Below are 21,197 nucleotides of genomic sequence, written 5' to 3' on the forward strand. Positions count from 1 at the left end.
TCAGAAGTCCTTGCACAGACGCAGCGCGTCGTAAATGGCGGCGTGGATGTTGTGCATGGAAATGCAGTCGCCCACGCGGTACAGCAGGAACTGGCCGTTGCCGGTGGGCTGGCTCAGTGCTGGTTGGGGCTGGGCGTCAAACAGCGCGTCCAGGTCGGTCTGCCCCTTGTTCAGGGACAAAGGCTTGAGTTGCCAGTACAGGCCGTCGTTCGGCAAGATGCCGTTTTCCACCACGACCTGGTCCACCGCGCGCTCTTCCAGCACCTCGGTGTATTCGTTCTTCAGCACCGCAATCAGCTTGTCGCCTTCGCGGTAGACCTTTTCCAGCCAGTGGTTGGGGGTCTGGATCACGCCGTTGGCATAGAGCTGGCGGTAGAAGATGGGAAAGGTGGTGCCGCCAGTGTCGTCGGCCACTTTCACATCGGGGGTGACGATTTCCACCTGCTTGCCGCGCGCGGCAATGAAGTCGGCCACACCGGTGCCGGCGTGGGTGCTGATGCTGTCGTACACCAGTACGTTCTCGCCGGGTTGCACGGCGCCGCTCAGGATGTCCCAGCCGCTCACGCACAGGCCTTCGGCGGCGCCCCAGGCCGGTGTCTGCCCCGTGTGGGGCACGCCACCGGTGGCCAGCACCACGATGTCGGGGGCTTCGGCCTGGATCATCTCGGCCGTGGCCGCCACACCCAGGCGGCGGTCTACACCCAGGCGCACGGTCTCCATGTCAAACCAGCGGATGATGCCGGCCATCTGTTCGCGCTTGGGGGGCTTGGCGGCCAGGTTGACTTGCCCGCCCACGAGCGTGTTTTTCTCAAACAGCACCACGTCGTGGCCGCGCTCGCGGGCCACGCGGGCCGCTTCCAACCCGGCCGGGCCAGCGCCCACCACCACCACCTTGCGGCGTGGGCCGGTGGTCTTGGCGATGACGTGGGGCATGGTTTGCTCACGGCTGGTGGCGGCGTTTTGCACGCACAGCACGTCCAGGCCGTTGTACTGGCGGTCGATGCAGTAGTTGGCGCCCACGCATTGCTTAATCTGGTCTTCCTTGCCATCGCGGATCTTGATGACCATGTGTGGGTCGGCAATTTGTGCGCGGGTCATGCCCACCATGTCCACCATGCCGGTGGCCAGGATGCGCTCGGCCTGCGAGGCATCGCGGATGCTTTGCGCATGCATCACCGGCACTTTGGACACCGACTTGATGCCGGCGGCCAGGTGCACAAAGGGCTCGGGTGGCAGCGCCATGGGCGGCATGCAGTTGGCCAGGGTGTTGTGCGTGTCGGCGCCCGAGCCGACCACGCTCAGGAAGTCGATCAGGCCGGACTCGCTCATGCCCTGGGCGATGTCTTTGGCCATGTCGTGGCTGATACCGTCTTCATGGAACTCATCGCCGCACATGCGCATGCCCACGCAAAAGTCGCCGCCCACCTGCTCGCGGATGGATTGCAGCACCTCCATGCCGAAGCGCATGCGGTTTTCCAGGCTGCCGCCGTATTCGTCGGTGCGGTGGTTGACGCGGGGGCTCCAAAATTGGTCGATCAGCTGCTGGTGGGCGGCCGAGATTTCAATGCCGTCCATGCCGGCGTCTTTCACGCGTTTGGCGGCGCGGCCATAGTCGGCCACGATGCGGCGAATTTCTTCGATTTCGATGGTTTTGGCATTGCCGCGGTGCACGGGCTCGCGGATGCCCGAGGGGCTGACCAGGTGCGGCCAGTCAAAGCCGTGCCAGGCGTTGCGTCGGCCCATGTGGGTGGCCTGGATCATGATCTTGGCGCCATGCCTGTGCATGGTCTCGGCCAGCTTGGCCAGCGAATCGACCACCGAGCTGTTGGCCAAGTTGATGGAGCTCCACCACGACCAGGGGCTGTCGCGCGACACCGGGCTGGAGCCGCCGCAGATGGCCAGACCCACGCCGCCCTTGGCTTTTTCTTCGTAGTAGCGGATGTAGCGCTCCGACACGTGGCCGCCCTCGGCATACACCTCGGCATGCGCGGTGCTGACGATGCGGTTGCGCACCAGGACCTGGTTCAGACGGATGGGCTCAAACAAGTGCGGGTAACGCATGGCGGGGTGCCTGGCTAGGTGGGTTTAGAGAGGGCGAACGGTGAACACGCAGTGCGCATGGCCTTCAGCGGCACACTGGGTTTCTTCGCTGGTGGTGCGAATGCTGGATCCGCTGGTTTCCAGCACCCAGTCCATGGCGCCGGAGAACCAGCCGGCAAACAGGTAGCAGACCTTGCTGTGGTTGACCGGCACACCGGCAATGCCCTGGGCCAGCACAAACACCGAGTGTTCCAGCTTGACCGTCGCGTGGCCTGTGGTGGCATCTGCCGATGTGAAGGAGAACAGGCCCCAGCCGCGCTGGGACAGGCGCTTGAGGTAATGCTCGTACACCGCCATGCCGGAGAGGCCATGGGTGGCAGCCTCTTTTTGGCACCAGAAGTAAGCCGAGCGGTAGCCGGCCTTGTAGAGCGCTGGGGCATACACCTCCCGACCCACCACGGCTTCGGTTTCCACATGGTTGTTGACGAAGAAGTGCCGCGGCACATAAATCATCGGCAAACCGTCGGTGGTCCAGACGCCGGTGTCTGCGTTGACTTCAATAGGGAGTTGGGGGTGCATGGGCTTACCTCAATCGCTTGCTGCTTACAACCAGCCGGAGACGCGGGCTGCGTTGTCGTTCATCCATTTCTCGGCGGCTTCGGCCGGCTTGGCGCCGCCTTCGACGGCCAGCATCACGGCACCGATTTCTTCCGGCTTCCAGGAGAACTTTTTCAGGAAGGCCACCACCGCAGGCGCCTTGGTGTTCAGACCGGGGTTGATGACGCTGTCCACATGCTCTTCGGCGCCGTAGATGGTCTTGGGGTCAGCGAGGAAGCGCAGCTTGTACTTGGCGAACATCCAGTGCGGGATCCAACCGGTCACGGCAATCGACTTGTTGGCGCGGTAGGCGCGGTCCAGTTCGGCGGCCATGGCGGGGCCGGAGCTGGGTTGCAGGCGCATCTCCAGGCCGTAGGCCTTGATGGCCTCTTCCGTCTTCTTCATCACGCCCGCACCGGCATCGATGCCAACGATGCGGTTGTCAAAGTCGGCACGGTGGGCATTCAGGTCGGCCAGGCTGGTGGCCTTGACGTAGTCGGGCACGATCAGACCGATCTTGGCGCCGGGGTAGTTGGCGCCGACGATCTGCACCTTGTCCTTGAAGTTGGCCAGGTAGGCCTCGTGCGTGACGGGCAGCCAGGCGGAGAGCGTCATGTCGATGTCGCCACGGGCCACGCCTTGCCACATGATGCCGGCCGCCAGAGGCACCAGTTCCACGTTCACGCCCAGCTTGCTGCGCATGATGGCGGCGGCCAGATGGGTGGTGGCCACGCTGTCGGACCAGCCGTCGACAAAGCCGATCTTCAGGGTGGGCTTGGCCTGCGCGAGGGCGGCGGTGCCCGACATGGCCAGGGCGGACAGTCCCAGGGTCTGGGTGAGGAACTCACGTCGTTTGCGGGGAGAGAACGAAACGGTCATAGCGGCTAACTCCTGGTGGGGGTGGACGGGAAGAATGGGGGCGGAACGAGAGATGGGGTGGCCGGGCTTAGGTGCCCCAGACCTGGTCGAAGAACTTCATCCAGTTGGCGCCCAGCACCTTGGCGATGCGGGCATCGGACCAGCCGGATTGCTGCATCGTGGCTGTCAGGTTGGGGAAGTCGCCTATGGTGCGAATGCCTTCGGGATTGATCACCTCACCGAAGTTGGTCAGGCGGCGCCAGCGGCCTTTGTCATGCGTCAGCATGTCGAAGAACTCATGGCCGTGGCCTTGGGTGAAGTCAGAGCCCAGGCCCACGCAGTCTTCGCCCACAATGTTGATGACGTAGTTGATCGCCTCGACGTAGTCGTGCACGGTCGATGCATTGCCGCGCTTGAGGAAAGGCGAGAACATGGTCACGCCGATGAAGCCACCGTGGTCGGCGATGAACTTCAGCTCTGCGTCACTCTTGTTGCGCGGGTGGTCCTTCAGGCCCAGGGGCAGGCAGTGGGTGTAGGCCACGGGTTTGGTGGAGGCCAGGATCGCTTCTTCGGATGTCTTGCTGCCCACGTGCGACAGGTCGACCATGATGCCTACGCGGTTCATTTCTGCGATGACCTCGCGGCCATAGCCGGACAGCCCACCATCGCGCTCGTAGCAGCCGGTGCCCACGAGGTTCTGTGTGTTGTAGCAAAGCTGGACTACGCGCACCCCCATGTCGTGGAAGGCCTCGATGTAGCCGAGGTTGTCCTCAAAGGCATGGGCATTCTGGAAGCCCAGGACGATGCCGGTCTTGCCATCGGCCTTCGCTTGGACGATATCCGCTGTATTGCGCGCCAGGGTCACGAGGTCGCTGTTGTCGCGGATCAGTTGCTTGAGCTGGGCGATGTTGTCCACCGTCTTGGGAAAATCCTCCCACACGGAGACGGTGCAGTTGGCAGCGGCCAGACCGCCTTTTTTCATGTCCTCAAAGACGCTGCGGTCCAGCTTGGCGATGATGAGGCCGTCGATGACGATGGAGTCTTGGTGCAGGGTGCTCATGGTGCGTGTCCTTTATGCGTACAGAGGAAAGCGGGCAGTCAGGGCTTTGACGCGGGCGTAGACCGATGCCTCCAGAGCAGCGTCACCTTCCGGTTTGGTTTTCAGGCTGTTGAACACTTCCAGCATCAGGCGGCCCACTTCTTCAAACTCGGCCACGCCGAAGCCACGCGTGGTGCCCGCAGCGGTACCGACACGGATGCCCGAGGTGATGGTGGGCTTTTCGTCGTCAAACGGAATGCCGTTCTTGTTGCAGGTGATGCCGGCGCGTTCCAGCGCCACTTCGGTGGTGTTGCCCTTGAGGCCCAGCGGGCGCAGGTCCACCAGCAGCAGGTGGTTGTCGGTACCGCCAGTCACCAGGTCCAGGCCGCCGGCCTTGAGTACCGCGCCCAGGGCCTTGGCGTTGGCTACCACTTGCTGGGTATAGGTTTTGAAGGCGGGTTGCAGCGCTTCGCCGAAAGCGACGGCCTTGGCGGCAATCACGTGCATTAACGGGCCGCCCTGGGCGCCGGGGAAGACGGCAGAGTTAATCTTCTTGGCGATCTCGGCGTCGTTGGTCAGGATCACACCACCACGGGGGCCGCGCAGGGTTTTGTGGGTGGTGGAGGTGGTGACATGGGCATGCGGCACGGGGCTGGGGTAGACGCCGGTGGCCACCAGGCCGGCCACGTGGGCCATGTCCACCATGAACAGCGCGCCCACCTTGTCCGCAATGGCGCGGAAGCGCGCCCAGTCGATGGTGCGAGGGTAGGCCGAGAAGCCGGCGATGATGAGCTTGGGTTGGTGCTCAACGGCCAGGGCCTCGACTTCGTCGTAGTCGATCAGCGAGTCTTCGCGGCGCACGCCGTACTGCACGGCCTTGAACCATTTGCCAGACAGCGCCGGCTTGGCGCCGTGGGTCAGGTGGCCGCCAGCGGACAGGGCCATGCCCAGCACGGTGTCGCCAGGTTGTACCAGCGCCAGCATGACGGCGGTGTTGGCTTGTGCGCCAGAGTGTGGCTGCACGTTCGCGAACTCGGCACCGAACAGCTTGCTCAGGCGCTCAATGGCCAGTGCTTCCACCACGTCCACATGCTCGCAGCCGCCGTAGTAGCGCTTGCCGGGGTAGCCCTCGGCGTACTTGTTGGTCAGCACCGAGCCTTGGGCATCGAGCACCGCCCGGGAGACGATGTTCTCGGAGGCGATGAGTTCGATCTGGTCACGCTGGCGTTGCAGTTCGTGGCCCATAGCGGCGGAGACAGCAGGGTCAGACTCCGCGACGCCGGTGGAGAAAAAGTGGTTCATGGGCGTGTCTCGTTCTTATGCGATGAGCAGGGGGGTGAACACCGGATCGGCCACTGCAGTGGGCGCGGCGATGCAGGGGTGGTAGGGCTTGGCGGTGCGCTCGATAAGGCGCCACAGGTAGTCGGCAAAGCTGCGGCGGAACACCAACAGCACGCCCGCGGCATCGGTACGCACCACGGTGACCGAGGTCTTGGACATCACGGTGCTGGCCAGCGTGCCGGTGGCCTGACCCTCGAAGTCGTAAGGGCCGAGTTGGCGCAGCAGCGTCAGATGGTCGGGGCCAGCCAGGCGCAGCGTGGTGAAGCCGCCGCTGTTGTCCACTACCTGCGCGAACAACTCTTGCAGTGCGGCCCTCAGCGCGGCCATCAGGGCGTCGCGCCGGTTGCGGGGGCAGACCAGCAGCCATTCGTCAGGCGAGAGCCAGAGCACCGCACCCTCGGCGGTCTGCAGCACCTGACGGGGCTGCACCGGGACCGTTTGTCCGAGTACTGATGCGACGCCTTGCATAAAGGCCGGGTCATCGGTCTGGCCGCGCAGCACGATGTAGCCCAGATGGGGCAGCTCGCTGAAGATCACGCGGTTCAGGGCCGAAGGAGAGACCGCCTGCGCATCAAGCCCGAAAGCGTGCAGCGGGGATTGCAGGGGGGGCTTAGACATTTTGACGGTCACCTTTCACATCCACAAACACGCTGCCCGACACCTTGACCGGCGTGACCTTGCCGTGGGCATGCACATGCAGGGTCTGGTCCTTGCGCTCCAGTCCACCGGCCACCACCGCCATGGCGATGGAGCGGCCCAGAAAGGCGCTGTAGTAGCTCGATGTCACATGGCCCAGCATCTGGTTCTTGCCATCGGGCTGCGCCACGGCGCTTTCCATGATTTGTGCGCCTTCGATGAGGACCGTGTTGGGGTCATCTGGCAGCAGGCCGACCAGTTGCTTGCGTCCGGCGCGGGCCGTGTCGCTACGCGCCAGCGAGCGCTTGCCCAGGAAGCTGAAAGGCTTCTTCATGCCCACGGCCCAGGCCATGTCCAGGTCCAGCGGGCTCATGGAACCATCGGTGTCCTGGCCGACGATGATGAAACCCTTCTCGGCCCGCAGCACGTGCATGGTTTCGGTGCCGTAGGGGGTGATGTCGAACTCGGCACCGGCGGCCATCACGGCTTCCCACAGGGCCTGGCCGTAGCCGGATTCGACGTTGAGCTCGTAGGACAGCTCGCCCGAGAAGCTGATGCGGAACACGCGGGCCGGCAGGCCGCAGACCGTGCCCGCGCGCCAGTCCATGAATTTGAAGTTCTCGGGCGACAGGTCAATGTCCGGGCACAGCTTGGCCAGCACCGCGCGGGCCTTGGGGCCGACCAAAGCCACGGTGGACCAGTGGTCGGTGACGGAGGTCATCCATACCTTGAGTTCAGGCCATTCGGTCTGGTGCCAGCGCTCCAGCCAGTTCAGCACGCGGGCGGCACCGCCGGTGGTGGTGGTCATGTAGAACTGGTTCTGCTCAATGCAGGCGGTGACACCGTCGTCCATCACCATGCCGTTCTCGTCCAGCATCAGGCCATAGCGGCACTTGCCCACTCCCAGCTGGCTCCAGGCATTGGAGTAGATGCGGTTCAGGAACTCGCGCGCATCCGGACCGTCGATCTGGATTTTTCCCAGGGTAGAGGCGTCCATCACGGCCACGCCGTTGCGTGCGGCCAAGCATTCGCGGTTCACCGCAGCGTGCATATCTTCACCGGGTTTGGGGAAGTACCAGGGGCGCAGCCATTGGCCCACGGGCTCCAGCGCGGCCTGGCGTGCCACATGCGATGCATGGATGGCTGTGTAGCGGCTGGGGTCGAAGCACTCTTCACGCATGGTGCCGGCCAGGGCGCCCAGGCTCACGGGGGTGTAGGCCGGGCGGTAGGTGGTGGTGCCCACCTCGGACACAGGGCGTTTGAGGGCCCGGGCCGTGATGACAAAACCGTTGACGTTGGAGAGCTTGCCCTGGTCGGTGCCAAAGCCCAACGCGGTGTAACGCTTGACGTGTTCGATGGAGTGGTAGTTCTCGCGTACGGCCAGTTCAATGTCGGCCGCGCTGACGTCGTTCTGGTAATCCACAAAGGCCTTGGCGCCTGCACCTTCCGCCTTGCCATCGGGCAGGCGGAACATGGGGCGGGCCGCCAGGCGCAGCGGGGTCGCGCAGGCAGGCACGGTCAGCGTGGCTGACTTGCCCAGCGTGGTCAGCACACTTTGCATTGCTTCGGTGGTTTGGGCGAGTGCATCGGCCAGCTCGAAGGTGCCGGTCACAGCGCCCACACAGGCCACACCCTTGCGGCCGGTGCGCGGCACCACGAAGGCGGCGACGGACTCGTCCCACACGGGGCGACCACCGTCATGGCAGAACAGATGCACCGTGGGCGAAAGACCGCCCGAGCTGAGTACGGTATCGCAGGCCAGTGTGGTGCCGGGGCCGGTGGCTTCGTCACGCTCGGCATGCAGCGGTACCAGACGCACGCTGCGCACTTCATCCCGGCCCAAGGCTTCGGCGATGCCGTGGCCGGCCATCACGGCGTAACGGTTGCTGCGGGCCTTGGCACTGGGGCGTACATCGGCCACCGTGACATGGGCACCGGCGCCGGCCAGCAGTTCGGCGGCGTCGTGCACCAGATCGCTGGTGCCGCACAGCACAATGTTTTTCCCCACCAACACGCCGTAGCGCTGCAGGAAGGTCTGTCCGGCGGACACCGTCATCACGCCAGGCAGGTCGTTGTTGCCGAACACCAGGGGGCGTTCGATGGCGCCCGTGGCCAGCACCACATGGCTGGCGCGGATCTTGTGCAGCCGGTGGCGCGGCATGTCCGCATTGCGTTGGGTGGGGGCCAGGTGGTCTTGCACCAACTCCACCGCTTGCACCAGGTTCTGCTCGTACATGCCGAAGGCCGTGGTACGGGTCAGCACGGTCACATGCGGCATGTCCAGCAGCGCTGTGTGCACTGCGCGTATGTAGGCCTCGCTGTTGCGGCCATCAATCTGCGCTCCGGCGTCCGACAGCAGCCAGCCGCCCAGCTCGCTTTGCTCATCCAGCAGCAGGGTCTTGAGCCCGGCCTGGCCGGCTTGCAAGGCCGCAAGCAGGCCGCAGGCTCCGCCGCCCACGACCAGTACATCCACATGGTGGTGCAGGTGGTCGTAGCGTTCCGGGTCGGCCTCCGTAGGGGCGCTGCCGAAACCGGCGAACTTGCGGATCACGGTTTCATACAGCGGCCAGAGCTTGCGCGGCCACTTGAAGGTCTTGCTGTAAAAACCGGCGGGCATGAAGCGCGAACCCTGGCCCAGCACGGATTTCAGGTCGAAGTCCAACGAAGGCCAGCCCGAGGTGGGGTTAGCGACCAGGCCGTCGTAGAGCTCGGCCTGGGTGGCCTTGATGTTGGGCACAGTAAGGGCGCCGGTACCCAGTTGCACCAGGGCATTGGGTTCTTCGGCGCCGGCGCCGATGATGCCGCGCGGGCGGCCGTACTTGAAGCTGCGGGCCATGCGGCGCACGCCGTTGGCGAGCAGGGCGGAGGCCAGCGTATCGCCGGGGTGGCCGTTGTAGTGGCGGCCGTCGAAGCTGAAGCGGATGGTGTGTGCAGTGTCGATGCGCGTGCCAGCCAGGGAGACGCGGGTGCCGCTCATGACTTCACCTCGCGGGCCATGTCGGCCAGGTACAGGGGCTTGGCCTCGGCCAGGGTCCAGGTACCGGCAATCTCGTAAGTGGCTGTGTTGCGCTTCACAGCCAGCACCTTGCGGCAGGCGGCCGTGTGCTGCCATTGCTCCCAGAACCAGCCTTTGGGGTTTTTGCGGAAGAACACGTAATCGCCCCAGGTGGCGTCGTCCACTGCTTCGGGTTGGGCAGGGCGGGGGATGTAGGCTTCACCGGCGTAGCTGAACTCTTCTTCGTCCCGCAATTCGCCGCAGTGGGGGCAATGCATTAGAAACATGGTGGTCCTGGGGATTAGTGGGCAACGCCGGCAGCGCCGTGCTCGTCAATGAGGTGGCCGGTGTGAAAGCGGTCCACCGAGAAGGCTTTGGACAGCGGACCTGGTTCCCCCTGGGCGAGCATGTCGGCGAACACATGGCCCGAGCCGGGCGTGGCCTTGAAGCCGCCGGTGCCCCAACCGCAGTTGAAGAACAGGCCCTGCACCGCAGTTTTGGAAATGATGGGACAGGCATCCGGCGTCACATCCACAATGCCGCCCCACTGGCGGTTCATGCGCACGCGGGAGAACTGGGGGAACATTTCAATGATGGCCGCCGCGGTGTGTTCGATGACGTGCGGGCTGCCGCGCTGGCCGTAGCCGAGGTAGCTGTCGATGCCGGCGCCGATGACCAGCTCGCCCTTGTCGGACTGGCTCAGGTAGCCGTGCACGGCGTTGGACATGATGACGGTGTCAATCACGCGCTGCATGGATTCGGACACAAAGGCCTGCAGCGGATGGCTCTCCAGCGGCATGCGCAGCCCGGCCATTTTTGCCAGCACCGAGGAGTGGCCCGCGGCAACGCAGCCTACGCGACCGGTCTTCACGTAGCCCAGATTGGTTTGCAGGCCGCGAATGTGTCCGCCCTCAATATCCATGCCGCTCACCTCGCAGCCTTCGATCAGGTCCACCCCCAGACGGCTGGCGGCGCGGGCAAAGCCGCGGGCCACCGCATCGTGGTGAGCTACACCGGCGCGGGGCTGCCAGCTGGCGCCCAGTACGGGGTAGCGGCGGCTGGCGCTGCAATCGAGTTGGGGGATTTTTTCCTGTACCTCTTTGGCATTGAGCACATGGGCGTCAATGCCTTGCAGCGCGTTGGCATTCACGCGGCGCTCGATGTCGCGCATGTCCTGCAGGGTGTGGCCCAGATTGAAAACGCCACGCTGGCTGAACATCACGTTGAAGTTCAGGTCTTCGGTCAGGCTTTCCCACAGTTTGAGGGAGTGTTCATAAATGGCGGCAGCGTCATCCCACAGGTAGTTGGAGCGCACGATGGTGGTGTTGCGGGCCGTATTGCCGCCACCCAGGTAGCCTTTTTCCAGCACGGCGATCTTGCCGATGCCGGGGTGGTTCTTGGCGAGGTAGTAGGCCGTGGCCAGGCCGTGCCCGCCACCGCCCACGACAACCACGTCATACGCGGGCTTCAGGGCCACCCGTTCCCAGGCGGGTTCCCAGGTGGTGTGGTTTTTGAAGCCGTGCTTGAGCAGGCTCCAGAGGGAATAGTGTTGGCCGCGCATGAAGTTTGTGGTCGTCCAGGGAAACTGTCTTGGCGCTATTGTTTTGCTTCAGGTCAATACAACCTTGCGCTTGAAGGACGGACATTTGTCCAAATCCGACATCGCACTTTTGTCGTGCGCAGGCCCAAAATGGCGCATTGCAGCAGTGCACCATCGTGGGCGTTCTGCTGAAAACGCAAGCGCGTGTGCCTGCATACTCTCTGCCATGAACTTGAACGAATCCGACAAGAAAATACAGGAGCCCCGGCTCTGGAGCGGTGACGGCTGGACTGCCGAGGTGGTGAAGAATGAAGATGACGACGGATGGGCGGTGGCCATGACCGCGGATGGCGCTTCCGAGCCGGCACTGGTAGGTCCGTGGACCATGGGGCGCGACAAAAAGAACCCCAAACCCCTGGACCAGAGTGCGTTTTTGACGCTGGTGAAAACCGCCAGTGAATTTGTGCGCCGCAGCGAACAGCAGCTGCACGCCACCCTGCATCAAAGTATCGAGGTCGGGACGGCCCAAGGGCGGGTCACGGTGTTTCTGGACATTGAGCCGGACGAAGATCATCCGAGCGCCATGCTCAGTGCCCGGGATGCAGGGGATGACTTGCTGGCGCAGGTGCGGGTCTCGCCAGGGTTCAAGCTGAACCGGGCCAGCGCGGTCGCCTGGGTCGAGGGCGGCTACGCCAACCCTTGATGCAAAAATAGCCGCCAGCCCACAAGGGGTATGCACGAGCAGCTATCTAATTAATAGCAATTTGGATGTTTAGCCGGCCGGGGTATTCAGCGCGTGCCCGGCTTGCACATCGGCGTGGTACGAGCTGCGCACCATGGCGCCCACGGCAGCGTGCTTGAAGCCCATCTTGTAGGCCTCTTCCTCAAACATCTTGAAGGTGTCGGGGTGCACATAGCGGCGCACGGGCAGGTGGCTGGTGGAGGGGGCGAGGTACTGGCCGATGGTCAGCATCTCGATGTTGTGCGCGCGCATGTCGCGCATGACGTCCAGAATCTCTTCGTCGGTCTCGCCCAGGCCCACCATGAGGCCGCTCTTGGTCGGCACGTCGGGGAACAGGGCCTTGAACTTCTTCAGCAGGTTCAAGGAGAAGTGGTAGTCCGATCCCGGGCGCGCTTCCTTGTAGAGGCGCGGGATGGTTTCCAGGTTGTGGTTCATCACGTCCGGCGGCGCGGCCTTCAGGATTTCCAACGCGCGGTCATCGCGGCCGCGGAAGTCGGGCACCAGCACCTCGATCTGGGTGTGGGGCGAGAGTTCGCGCGTCTTCTTGATGCACTCGACAAAGTGGCCGGCGCCGCCGTCACGCAGGTCGTCACGGTCCACGCTGGTGATGACCACATAGTTGAGCTTGAGCTGGGCGATGGTCTTGGCCAGATTGTCGGGCTCGTTGACGTCCAGCGGGTCGGGGCGGCCGTGGCCCACATCGCAGAAGGGGCAGCGGCGTGTGCACTTGTCGCCCATGATCATGAAAGTGGCCGTGCCCTTGCCAAAGCATTCGCCGATGTTTGGGCAACTGGCCTCTTCGCAGACGGTGACCAGCTTGTTGGCGCGCAGCACGTCCTTGATTTCGTAGAAGCGGGTGCTGGGACTGCCGGCCTTGACGCGGATCCAGTCGGGCTTTTTCAGCACTTCACCTGCTTCCACTTTGATCGGGATGCGCGAGAGCTTGGCCGCCGCCTTTTGTTTTACCAGCGGGTTGTACTCGGCAGCGGACTGCACTTCGCGCACGGTGGGGTTGCTGGTGGTGTGGTCGCTATGGCTCATGGTGTGCGTCGGTTCGGCGGGCGGTGGCCCGTTGCGCCTAGGGCGCGAGGTAGGTGGCGAGCTTGTGGCCCAAAACATCGGCAGCATCCTGCCAGCCGACTTGGACCCCCATTGTAGAAAGGTCCACGGTTTGCAGCTTGGCGTAGCCGCAAGGGTTGATGCGCGAGAAGGGTTCCAGGTCCATGGCCGCATTGAGGGCCACGCCGTGGTAGGTGCAGTGCCGGCTGACCTTGATGCCCAGCGCGGCAATCTTGCCCAAGCCAGTGAAATCGGGGTCGGCCCTGCTGGCGGCGCCCAGCTGCGGGCGCTGGGCCAGTGGGGCGTGGCTGGTGGGGTCGTCCAGGCGCACATAAATACCGGGGGCGCCAGCCACCCGGTGGCCGGTTACGCCAAAGTGGGCCAGGGTCTTGATGACGGCCTCTTCAATGCGGTAGACGTATTCTTTGACGAAGTAGCCTGCCCGCTGCAGGTCAATCAGCGGGTAGCCCACCACCTGGCCGGGTCCGTGGTAGGTCACCTGGCCGCCGCGGTTGCTCTGCACCACGGGAATGTCGCCGGGCAGGAAGATGTGTTCCGGCTTGCCCGCCAGGCCCTGGGTGAAGACCGGTGGATGCTCACAAATCCATAGCTGGTCGCGCACATCCGAAGAGGGCCCGACGGATCTTTGGCTCGTAAACTCCTGCATCGCCGCATAGGTCGGCGCATAGTCCACGCGGCCCAGTTGCCGAATGTCCATGGTTTAGAGGACCACCTTGACCATGGGGTGGGTGGACAGCGTGCGGTACAGCTCGTCGAGTTGCTCGCGGCTGGTGGCGGTGATCGTGATGGTCACGCCCAGGTAGTTGCCGCCCTTGCTTTCGCGCAACTCCACCGTCGACGCGTCAAAGTCCGGGTCGAACTGCTTGGCAATCGTGGTGATGGCGTGGACCAGGCCCTCCACTTTGCTGCCCATGACCTTGATCGGGAACCGCGAGGGGTACTCGATCAGGGAGTCGGTGCGCGGGTTTTCCGGGGGCTGGGTGGTGGTGCTCATGGCTTAATTATCGCAGTCGGGCGCGGACGGGCTTGGCCCTTCCATACGTGTGGTTTGGGAGGTGCCTTCTTTCTACGTATAATCGTAGGCTGTGCATTGAACAGCGGCAGTAACTTGGGCGTAATTTTCAGACATGACAATCACGCCTCAGTCCTACCCGCCCACTGACGCAGAGAACCCACATGGGATCTTTGACGAAGAGTTCAAGCCCCTGACGGCAGAAGAAGCCCAGCAGTGGCGCAGTGCCAATCCCGCAATCTCTCCCTGGTGGGTTGTTGCGTGGCAGCTGATGGCTGGCGTGGTGCTGGCTGGTGTGGCTGCCCTCTGGGGTGGCAAGGTGGCCGCAGTGTCTGCAGCCTATGGTGCCCTGGCGGTGATTGTTCCCGCAGCACTGATGGTGCGGGGGCTGCAGCGCCAGCGCGGTTTGGCCCAGCCCGGTGCCGCCATGCTGGGGTTTGTGATTTGGGAGTCGGTGAAAGTTGCCCTGACGGTTGCCATGTTGCTGGCAGCCCCCAAGGTGGTTTCCCCGATCAACTGGTTGGCCCTGGTGGCCAGCTTTGTGGTGACGATGAAGGTGTACTGGGTGGCCGCGTGGTTGCACTCGCGACGTCGGCGTCTCAACGGTTCGATTTGATATTTGGTGACCTATGTCTGCAGAAAACACTGGAACACATGCCCCCTCCGCTGGTGAATACATCCAGCATCACTTGCAGCATCTGCAGAAGGACTTTTCCTTCCAGAGCGTCAAGCAGACCAGCATTGTCGACTTCAGCCTGTTCAACTTCGACTCGCTGCTGTTCTCTGTGATTCTGGGCGTGATCGGCTGCTTCGTACTCTGGAGTGCTGCCCGCAAGGCCACCTCCGGCGTGCCCGGCCGCTTCCAGGCTGCCGTCGAAATCCTCTCCGAAATGGTGGAGAACCAGGCCAAGGGCGTGATCCACAACGCCAAGAGCCGCAAGCTGATCTCCCCCCTGGCGCTGACCGTGTTTGTCTGGATCTTCCTGATGAACGCCATGGACATGCTGCCCGTGGACCTGATTCCCCAGTTCTGGCACAGCGCCGGCCCCGCGCTGGGCTTCAAGGACTACATGCGCGTGGTCCCCACGGCCGACCTGTCCACCACGCTGGGTCTGTCCTGCTCCGTGCTGTTTGTCTGCCTGGTCTACAACATCAAGATTAAGGGTCTGGGCGGCTGGGCACACGAGCTGATCGCGGCACCGTTTGGTGACCACTGGGCGCTGTACCCCATCAATTTCCTGATGCAGATGATTGAATATCTTGCCAAGACCGTGTCGCATGGCATGCGGTTGTTCGGCAACATGTTTGCAGGTGAGCTGGTGTTCATGCTGATTGCCCTGATGGGTGGCGGCTGGGCCCTGTCCGCCACGGGCGTTGGCTTGGCTATCGGCCACGTCATCGCCGGAACCGTGTGGACCCTGTTCCACATCCTGGTGATTACCTTGCAAGCCTTCATCTTTATGATGTTGACGCTGATCTACACCGGTCAAGCGCACGACGCACATTGATGTAACCGTTTCCCCTTAGTTTCTTTTTCTTTTTCCACTAACTTTTAGGAGCATTTCATGGAAAACATTCTCGGCCTCGTGGCACTGGCTTGCGGCATCATCGTTGGTCTGGGCGCTATCGGCGCCTCTATCGGCATCGCGCTGATGGGTGGCAAGTTCCTGGAATCTTCCGCTCGTCAACCCGAGCTGATGAACGAACTGCAAACCAAGATGTTCATCTTGGCTGGTCTGATCGACGCTGCCTTCCTGATCGGTGTTGCTATCGCCCTGCTGTTCGCATTCGCCAATCCCTTCGTTCTGCGCTAAATAACGGCCCTTCACGTTAGAGAAGGAATCAAACCGTGAACATCAACGCAACCCTGTTCCTGCAGGCTATCGTTTTTGCGATCTTGGTGTGGTTCACGATGAAATTCGTGTGGCCCCCGATCACGAAGGCGCTGGACGAGCGGGCACAGAAGATCGCCGACGGCCTCGCTGCCGCCGACAAGGCCAAGGCCGAACTGGCTTCTGCCAACAAGAAGGTGGAGGCTGAACTGGCTTCTTCTCGCAATGAGACTGCCAGCCTGCTGGCTGACGCCGAGCGTCGCGCGCAGTCCATCGTGGAAGAGTCCAAGGCCCGCGCTACGGAAGAAGGCAACCGCATCATTGCAGCTGCCAAGGCCGAAGCCGAGCAACAGTCCGTCAAGGCTCGCGAAGCCCTGCGCGAACAGGTCGCTGCCCTCGCTGTCAAAGGCGCTGAGCAGATCCTGCGCAAGGAAGTCAATGCCGGTGTGCATGCCGACTTGCTGTCGCGTCTGAAGACTGAGCTGTAAGGGAAGCACCATGGCTGAACTTGCCACCATTGCCCGGCCTTACGCCGAAGCCTTGTTCAAGGCCGCCCAGGCGGATCTGAATGCTGCCTCCGTGTGGCTGGACGAGCTTGCTGAAATTGCCAAGAACGGTCAATTGCAGCAGTTCGCCGGCAACCCCACCGTCACCAACCAGCAGGTCTTCGACCTGATTGCCGGTGTGGTGAAGGCAGCCCTGCCAGAGCAAGGCAAGAACTTCCTGCGCACGGTCATCGACAACGGACGCCTGGAAGTCCTGCCCGAAATCGCAGCACTCTTCCGCGCCCTCAAGAACGCCAAGAGCGGCTTGTCGGACGCCGTTGTGTACAGCGCTTTTCCGATCGACGCAGCCGCGTTGGCCGAAGTTGCTGCCTCGCTCGAAAAGCGTTTTGGCCGCAAGCTCAACGTCACCGTAGAGCTCGACGCCGAGCTGATTGGCGGTATCCGTGTGGTGGTGGGTGACGAGGTACTCGATACCTCCGTCAAGGCCCGTCTGGAACAAATGAAAGTGGCTCTCACCGCTTGAGGCGCAAGCCTCTTGCCGTGAAGCCCAACTAAAGAAAGAAGGAAAGAGTCATGCAACTCAATCCCGCAGAAATTTCTGAATTGATCAAGAGCCGTATCGACGGCCTGTCCGTCAGCGCAGACATCCGCAACCAGGGTACTGTGGTCTCCGTGACCGACGGTATCTGCCGCATCCACGGCCTTTCCGACGTGATGCAGGGCGAAATGCTGGAATTCCCCGCAGGTTCCGACGGCTTGCCCACCTATGGTCTGGCACTGAACCTCGAGCGCGACTCGGTTGGCGCCGTGATCTTGGGTGAGTACGAGCACATCTCCGAAGGCAACACGGTCAAGTGCACCGGTCGCATTCTGGAAGTGCCTGTGGGCCCCGAGCTGCGTGGCCGTGTGGTCAACGCGCTGGGCCAGCCGATCGACGGCAAGGGTCCTATCAACGCCAAGATGACTGACGTGATCGAAAAGGTGGCACCTGGTGTGATCGCCCGCGAATCCGTGAGCCAGCCCATGCAGACCGGCCTGAAATCCATTGACTCCATGGTGCCCGTCGGCCGCGGCCAGCGCGAACTGATCATTGGTGACCGTCAGACCGGCAAGACTGCCGTGGCCATCGACGCCATCATCAACCAGAAGGGTCAGAACATGACCTGCGTGTACGTCGCGATCGGTCAGAAGGCTTCTTCTGTCAAGAACGTGGTGCGCGCCCTGGAACAAGCCGGCGCGATGGAATACACCATCGTGGTGGCGGCTACCGCTTCTGAATCTGCTGCCATGCAGTACGTGTCTGCGTACTCCGGTTGCACCATGGGCGAGTACTTCCGCGACCGCGGCGAAGACGCCCTGATCGTGTACGACGACCTGTCCAAGCAAGCCGTTGCCTACCGTCAAGTGTCCCTGCTGCTGCGCCGCCCCCCGGGCCGCGAAGCCTACCCTGGCGACGTGTTCTATCTGCACAGCCGTCTGCTCGAGCGCGCAGCCCGCGTGAACGCCGACTACGTTGAAGCCTTCACCAAGGGCGCCGTGAAGGGCAAGACCGGTTCTTTGACCGCTCTGCCCATCATCGAAACCCAGGCTGGTGACGTGTCTGCCTTCGTGCCGACCAACGTGATCTCCATCACCGACGGCCAGATCTTCCTGGAAACCTCGCTGTTCAACGCCGGTATCCGTCCCGCGATCAACGCCGGTATCTCGGTGTCCCGCGTGGGTGGTGCTGCCCAGACCAAGCTGGTGAAGAACCTGTCCGGCGGTATCCGTACCGACTTGGCCCAGTACCGTGAACTGGCTGCCTTCGCGCAGTTCGCTTCCGACCTGGACGAAGCCACCCGCAAGCAGCTCGACCGCGGTGCCCGCGTGACCGAACTGCTCAAGCAGGCCCAGTACAGTCCCCTGACGGTCAGCGCCATGGGTGCCACCCTGTTCGCCGTGAACAAGGGCTTCATGGACGACATCGAAGTCAAGAAGGTTCTGGCCTTCGAGCACGGTCTGCACGCCTTCCTGAAGGACAAGCACGCTGCGCTGATGGCCAAGCTGGAAGCCTCCAAGGCCATGGACAAGGATGCCGAAGCCGAATTGAATGCTGCCATCGCAGCTTTCAAGAAGACCTTCGCCTAAGGCCTACCTGACAACGCAAGGAGCCCTCGATGGCAGCAGGTAAGGAAATACGCGGCAAGATCAAATCGGTGGAAAACACCAAGAAGATCACCAAAGCCATGGAAATGGTGGCCGCATCCAAAATGCGCAAGGCGCAGGACCGGATGCGTGCTGCCCGGCCATATAGCGAGAAGGTTCGCAATATTGCTGCCAATCTTGGCAAGGCCCATCCCGAGTACACGCATGCCTTCATGCAAACCAACGACGCGAAAACGTCGGGGTTCATCGTCGTCACGACCGACAAGGGTCTGTGCGGCGGCATGAACACCAACGTGCTGCGTGCCGTGACTGGCAAGCTGCGCGATTTGCAGGCTGCCGGCATGTCGGCACAGGCCGTGGCCATTGGCAACAAGGGCCTGGGTTTTCTGAACCGCGTGGGTGCCAAGGTGGTCTCGCATGCCACCCAGTTGGGTGATACGCCCCACCTGGATAAGCTCATCGGCCCCGTCAAGGTGCTGCTGGACGCCTACGTCAAGGGTGAAGTGAATGCCGTGTACCTGTGCTACACGAAGTTCATCAACACGATGAAGCAGGAACCCGTGGTGCAGCAGCTTTTGCCCCTGTCTGCCGCGCAGATGGAAGCCGAAGCGCAGGCTAGCGGCAGTAACCATGCGTGGGACTACATCTACGAACCTGATGCACAGGCCGTGATCGATGACCTGCTGACACGTTATGTGGAAGCCCTGGTGTACCAGGCGGTGGCAGAAAACATGGCGTCCGAGCAATCGGCCCGCATGGTGGCCATGAAGGCCGCGACCGACAACGCCGGTAGCGTGATTGGTGAACTGAAGTTGGTCTACAACAAGACCCGCCAGGCCGCCATCACCAAGGAGTTGTCCGAGATCGTGGCTGGTGCCGCCGCGGTGTAAGCGGTGCAGCAGAGTTTTTGTTAAAGATTTAATTTTTGGAGCGAAAAATGGCTCAAGCTAACTCCCAAGTTCAGGGAAAAATTGTTCAGTGTATTGGCGCGGTGGTGGACGTCGAGTTTCCCCGTGACCAGATGCCCGGCATTTATGACGCGCTGAAGATGGATGGTTCCACCCTGACGCTGGAAGTTCAGCAGCAGCTGGGTGACGGCGTGGTCCGTACCATCGCCCTGGGTTCTTCCGACGGCCTGCGCCGCGGCATGACCGTGTTCAACACCGAGAAGCCCATCATGGTGCCCGTGGGTCAAGCGACCCTGGGCCGCATCATGGACGTGCTCGGTGCGCCCATCGACGAGCGTGGTCCCGTCGCCGCGGAACTGACTGCCTCCATCCACCGCAAGGCCCCCACCTATGACGAACTCAGCCCCTCGCAAGAGCTGCTGGAAACCGGCATCAAGGTGATCGACTTGGTCTGCCCGTTCGCCAAGGGCGGCAAGGTGGGTCTGTTCGGTGGTGCCGGTGTGGGCAAGACCGTGAACATGATGGAACTCATCAACAATATCGCCAAGGCGCACAGCGGTCTGTCCGTGTTCGCCGGCGTGGGTGAGCGTACCCGTGAAGGTAACGACTTCTATCACGAAATGGCTGACTCCGGCGTGGTGAACCTCGAAGACCTGCCCAAGTCCAAAGTGGCCATGGTGTACGGCCAGATGAACGAGCCCCCGGGCAACCGTCTGCGCGTGGCCCTGACCGGTCTGACCATCGCTGAGTCCTTCCGTGACGAAGGCCGTGACGTGCTGTTCTTCGTGGACAACATCTACCGCTACACCCTGGCCGGTACCGAAGTGTCCGCGCTGCTGGGCCGTATGCCTTCCGCCGTGGGTTACCAACCTACCCTGGCCGAAGAAATGGGCCGCCTGCAAGAGCGTATTACGTCCACCAAGGTGGGTTCCATCACGTCCATCCAGGCCGTGTACGTGCCAGCCGATGACTTGACCGACCCCTCTCCCGCGACCACCTTCGCCCACTTGGACTCCACCGTGGTGCTGTCCCGTGACATCGCTTCGCTGGGTATCTACCCTGCCGTGGATCCCCTGGACTCCACCAGCCGCCAGTTGGACCCCAACGTGGTGGGCGAAGAGCACTACAACACGGCACGCGCCGTGCAAGGTACGCTGCAACGCTACAAGGAACTGCGCGACATCATCGCCATTCTGGGCATGGACGAACTGGCTCCCGAAGACAAGCTGACTGTGGCCCGCGCCCGCAAGATCCAGCGTTTCCTGAGCCAGCCCTTCCACGTGGCTGAAGTGTTCACCGGTTCCCCCGGCAAGTACGTGACCCTGGCCGAAACCATCCGTGGTTTCAAGATGATTGTGAACGGCGAGTGCGATCACCTGCCCGAACAAGCGTTCTACATGGTCGGTACCATCGACGAAGCCTTCGAAAAAGCCAAGAAGGTTTAAGCCATGAACACCATCCACGTTGATGTGGTCAGTGCAGAAGAGTCCATCTTCTCCGGTGAAGCCGTCTTCGTGGCGCTTCCTGGTGAGGCTGGCGAGCTGGGCATCAAGCCCCGCCACACGCCCCTGATCACACGCATCAAGCCCGGCTCGGTGCGCATCCAGAAGGCCGACGGCAGCGAAGAGTTTGTCTTCGTTGCTGGCGGCATCCTGGAAGTGCAGCCCGACTGCGTGACTGTGCTGTCCGACACCGCCATCCGCGGCAAGGATCTGGATGACGAGAAAGCCAACGCTGCCAAGGCCGCTGCGGAAGAAGCCATCAAGAATGCCAAGAGTGATCTGGATCTGGCCAAGGCCCAATCTGAACTGGCCGTCATGGCTGCCCAGATTGCCGCCCTGCGCAAGTTCCGCCAAAAGAAGTAAGCAGCTCCCTGCTTGCAGTGCAAAACCGCCTTTGGGCGGTTTTGTCGTTTCTGGGCCGTAC

22 protein-coding genes are annotated in these 21,197 nt (G+C 62.5%); 10 read left to right on the plus strand and 12 right to left on the minus strand.

The genetic code is table 11. The features are described from left to right. The 9 genes from AC1RNN_RS16805 to AC1RNN_RS16845 all read right to left on the minus strand — a co-directional run bounded on the left by AC1RNN_RS16805 (position 1) and on the right by AC1RNN_RS16845 (position 11,067). Positions 1-2,061, minus strand: a complete 2,061-nt coding sequence (locus AC1RNN_RS16805; RefSeq protein WP_493090398.1) for an oxidoreductase — start codon at positions 2,059-2,061, stop codon at positions 1-3. A gap of 24 nt (positions 2,062-2,085) precedes the next feature. Beyond that, on the minus strand, positions 2,086-2,619 hold the full coding sequence (locus AC1RNN_RS16810) for a DUF5943 domain-containing protein (RefSeq protein WP_493090400.1): 534 nt from the start codon (positions 2,617-2,619) through the stop codon (positions 2,086-2,088). Between the two features lie 24 nt (positions 2,620-2,643). Then, positions 2,644-3,516 carry a glycine betaine ABC transporter substrate-binding protein gene (locus AC1RNN_RS16815; RefSeq protein WP_493090402.1) on the minus strand — a complete coding sequence of 291 codons (873 nt, stop codon included), beginning with the start codon at positions 3,514-3,516 and terminating at the stop codon, positions 2,644-2,646. 67 nt (positions 3,517-3,583) lie between these two features. After that, positions 3,584-4,555, minus strand: a complete 972-nt coding sequence (locus AC1RNN_RS16820) for a dipeptidase (protein WP_493090404.1) — start codon at positions 4,553-4,555, stop codon at positions 3,584-3,586. 12 nt (positions 4,556-4,567) lie between these two features. Continuing rightward, positions 4,568-5,836 (minus strand): serine hydroxymethyltransferase, encoded by a 1,269-nt coding sequence (gene glyA / locus AC1RNN_RS16825; protein ID WP_493090406.1) that lies wholly within the window; start codon positions 5,834-5,836, stop codon positions 4,568-4,570. A gap of 15 nt (positions 5,837-5,851) precedes the next feature. Next, the gene (locus tag AC1RNN_RS16830; protein ID WP_493090408.1) at positions 5,852-6,493 is read right to left on the minus strand and encodes a sarcosine oxidase subunit gamma; all 642 of its coding nucleotides are present in this window, start codon (positions 6,491-6,493) and stop codon (positions 5,852-5,854) included. After that, a complete protein-coding gene (locus AC1RNN_RS16835; protein WP_493090409.1) occupies positions 6,486-9,488 on the minus strand; it encodes a sarcosine oxidase subunit alpha family protein in 3,003 nt (1,000 codons plus the stop codon). Before AC1RNN_RS16835 ends, AC1RNN_RS16830 begins: the two co-directional genes overlap by 8 nt. Beyond that, positions 9,485-9,793 (minus strand): sarcosine oxidase subunit delta, encoded by a 309-nt coding sequence (locus tag AC1RNN_RS16840; protein ID WP_493090410.1) that lies wholly within the window; start codon positions 9,791-9,793, stop codon positions 9,485-9,487. Before AC1RNN_RS16840 ends, AC1RNN_RS16835 begins: the two co-directional genes overlap by 4 nt. A gap of 14 nt (positions 9,794-9,807) precedes the next feature. After that, positions 9,808-11,067, minus strand: a complete 1,260-nt coding sequence (locus AC1RNN_RS16845) for a sarcosine oxidase subunit beta family protein (RefSeq protein ID WP_493090411.1) — start codon at positions 11,065-11,067, stop codon at positions 9,808-9,810. Positions 11,068-11,272: 205 nt separating this feature from the next. Between AC1RNN_RS16845 and AC1RNN_RS16850 the strand changes: the two genes are divergently transcribed. Then, positions 11,273-11,749, plus strand: a complete 477-nt coding sequence (locus AC1RNN_RS16850; RefSeq protein ID WP_493090412.1) for a hypothetical protein — start codon at positions 11,273-11,275, stop codon at positions 11,747-11,749. Positions 11,750-11,818: 69 nt separating this feature from the next. Here AC1RNN_RS16850 and lipA read toward each other — a convergent pair whose 3' ends face one another. Genes lipA through AC1RNN_RS16865 form a run of 3 tightly spaced genes read right to left on the minus strand, consistent with a single transcriptional unit; the run spans position 11,819 to position 13,862 of the window. Continuing rightward, positions 11,819-12,829, minus strand: a complete 1,011-nt coding sequence (lipA, locus tag AC1RNN_RS16855; protein ID WP_493090414.1) for a lipoyl synthase — start codon at positions 12,827-12,829, stop codon at positions 11,819-11,821. Between the two features lie 37 nt (positions 12,830-12,866). Then, on the minus strand, positions 12,867-13,565 hold the full coding sequence (gene lipB / locus AC1RNN_RS16860; protein WP_493090415.1) for a lipoyl(octanoyl) transferase LipB: 699 nt from the start codon (positions 13,563-13,565) through the stop codon (positions 12,867-12,869). A 3-nt stretch (positions 13,566-13,568) separates the two neighbouring features. Then, positions 13,569-13,862 (minus strand): YbeD family protein, encoded by a 294-nt coding sequence (locus AC1RNN_RS16865; RefSeq protein ID WP_493090417.1) that lies wholly within the window; start codon positions 13,860-13,862, stop codon positions 13,569-13,571. Positions 13,863-13,995: 133 nt separating this feature from the next. On the opposite strand from AC1RNN_RS16865, the gene AC1RNN_RS16870 reads away from it, so the two are divergent. Genes AC1RNN_RS16870 through AC1RNN_RS16910 form a run of 9 tightly spaced genes read left to right on the plus strand, consistent with a single transcriptional unit; the run spans position 13,996 to position 21,136 of the window. Continuing rightward, on the plus strand, positions 13,996-14,496 hold the full coding sequence (locus tag AC1RNN_RS16870) for an ATP synthase subunit I (protein WP_493090418.1): 501 nt from the start codon (positions 13,996-13,998) through the stop codon (positions 14,494-14,496). A gap of 13 nt (positions 14,497-14,509) precedes the next feature. After that, the gene (gene atpB, locus AC1RNN_RS16875) at positions 14,510-15,388 is read left to right on the plus strand and encodes a F0F1 ATP synthase subunit A (RefSeq protein ID WP_493090419.1); all 879 of its coding nucleotides are present in this window, start codon (positions 14,510-14,512) and stop codon (positions 15,386-15,388) included. A 57-nt stretch (positions 15,389-15,445) separates the two neighbouring features. Continuing rightward, positions 15,446-15,694, plus strand: a complete 249-nt coding sequence (gene atpE, locus AC1RNN_RS16880) for a F0F1 ATP synthase subunit C (protein ID WP_058933479.1) — start codon at positions 15,446-15,448, stop codon at positions 15,692-15,694. A 35-nt stretch (positions 15,695-15,729) separates the two neighbouring features. Beyond that, positions 15,730-16,200: a F0F1 ATP synthase subunit B gene (locus tag AC1RNN_RS16885; RefSeq protein ID WP_294770244.1), complete on the plus strand. Its 471-nt coding sequence runs from the start codon at positions 15,730-15,732 to the stop codon at positions 16,198-16,200. A gap of 10 nt (positions 16,201-16,210) precedes the next feature. Next, positions 16,211-16,741, plus strand: coding sequence for a F0F1 ATP synthase subunit delta (locus tag AC1RNN_RS16890; RefSeq protein ID WP_493090421.1), 531 nt, complete (start codon positions 16,211-16,213; stop codon positions 16,739-16,741). A 50-nt stretch (positions 16,742-16,791) separates the two neighbouring features. Further along, positions 16,792-18,345, plus strand: coding sequence for a F0F1 ATP synthase subunit alpha (gene atpA / locus AC1RNN_RS16895; protein ID WP_493090423.1), 1,554 nt, complete (start codon positions 16,792-16,794; stop codon positions 18,343-18,345). Positions 18,346-18,374: 29 nt separating this feature from the next. After that, the gene (gene atpG, locus AC1RNN_RS16900; RefSeq protein ID WP_493090425.1) at positions 18,375-19,253 is read left to right on the plus strand and encodes a F0F1 ATP synthase subunit gamma; all 879 of its coding nucleotides are present in this window, start codon (positions 18,375-18,377) and stop codon (positions 19,251-19,253) included. Between the two features lie 47 nt (positions 19,254-19,300). Then, positions 19,301-20,716: a F0F1 ATP synthase subunit beta gene (atpD, locus tag AC1RNN_RS16905; protein ID WP_493090427.1), complete on the plus strand. Its 1,416-nt coding sequence runs from the start codon at positions 19,301-19,303 to the stop codon at positions 20,714-20,716. A gap of 3 nt (positions 20,717-20,719) precedes the next feature. Next, positions 20,720-21,136 carry a F0F1 ATP synthase subunit epsilon gene (locus AC1RNN_RS16910; RefSeq protein WP_294771829.1) on the plus strand — a complete coding sequence of 139 codons (417 nt, stop codon included), beginning with the start codon at positions 20,720-20,722 and terminating at the stop codon, positions 21,134-21,136. Positions 21,137-21,197 lie beyond the last annotated feature (61 nt).

This window comes from Rhodoferax sp. GW822-FHT02D07, assembly GCF_058802405.1.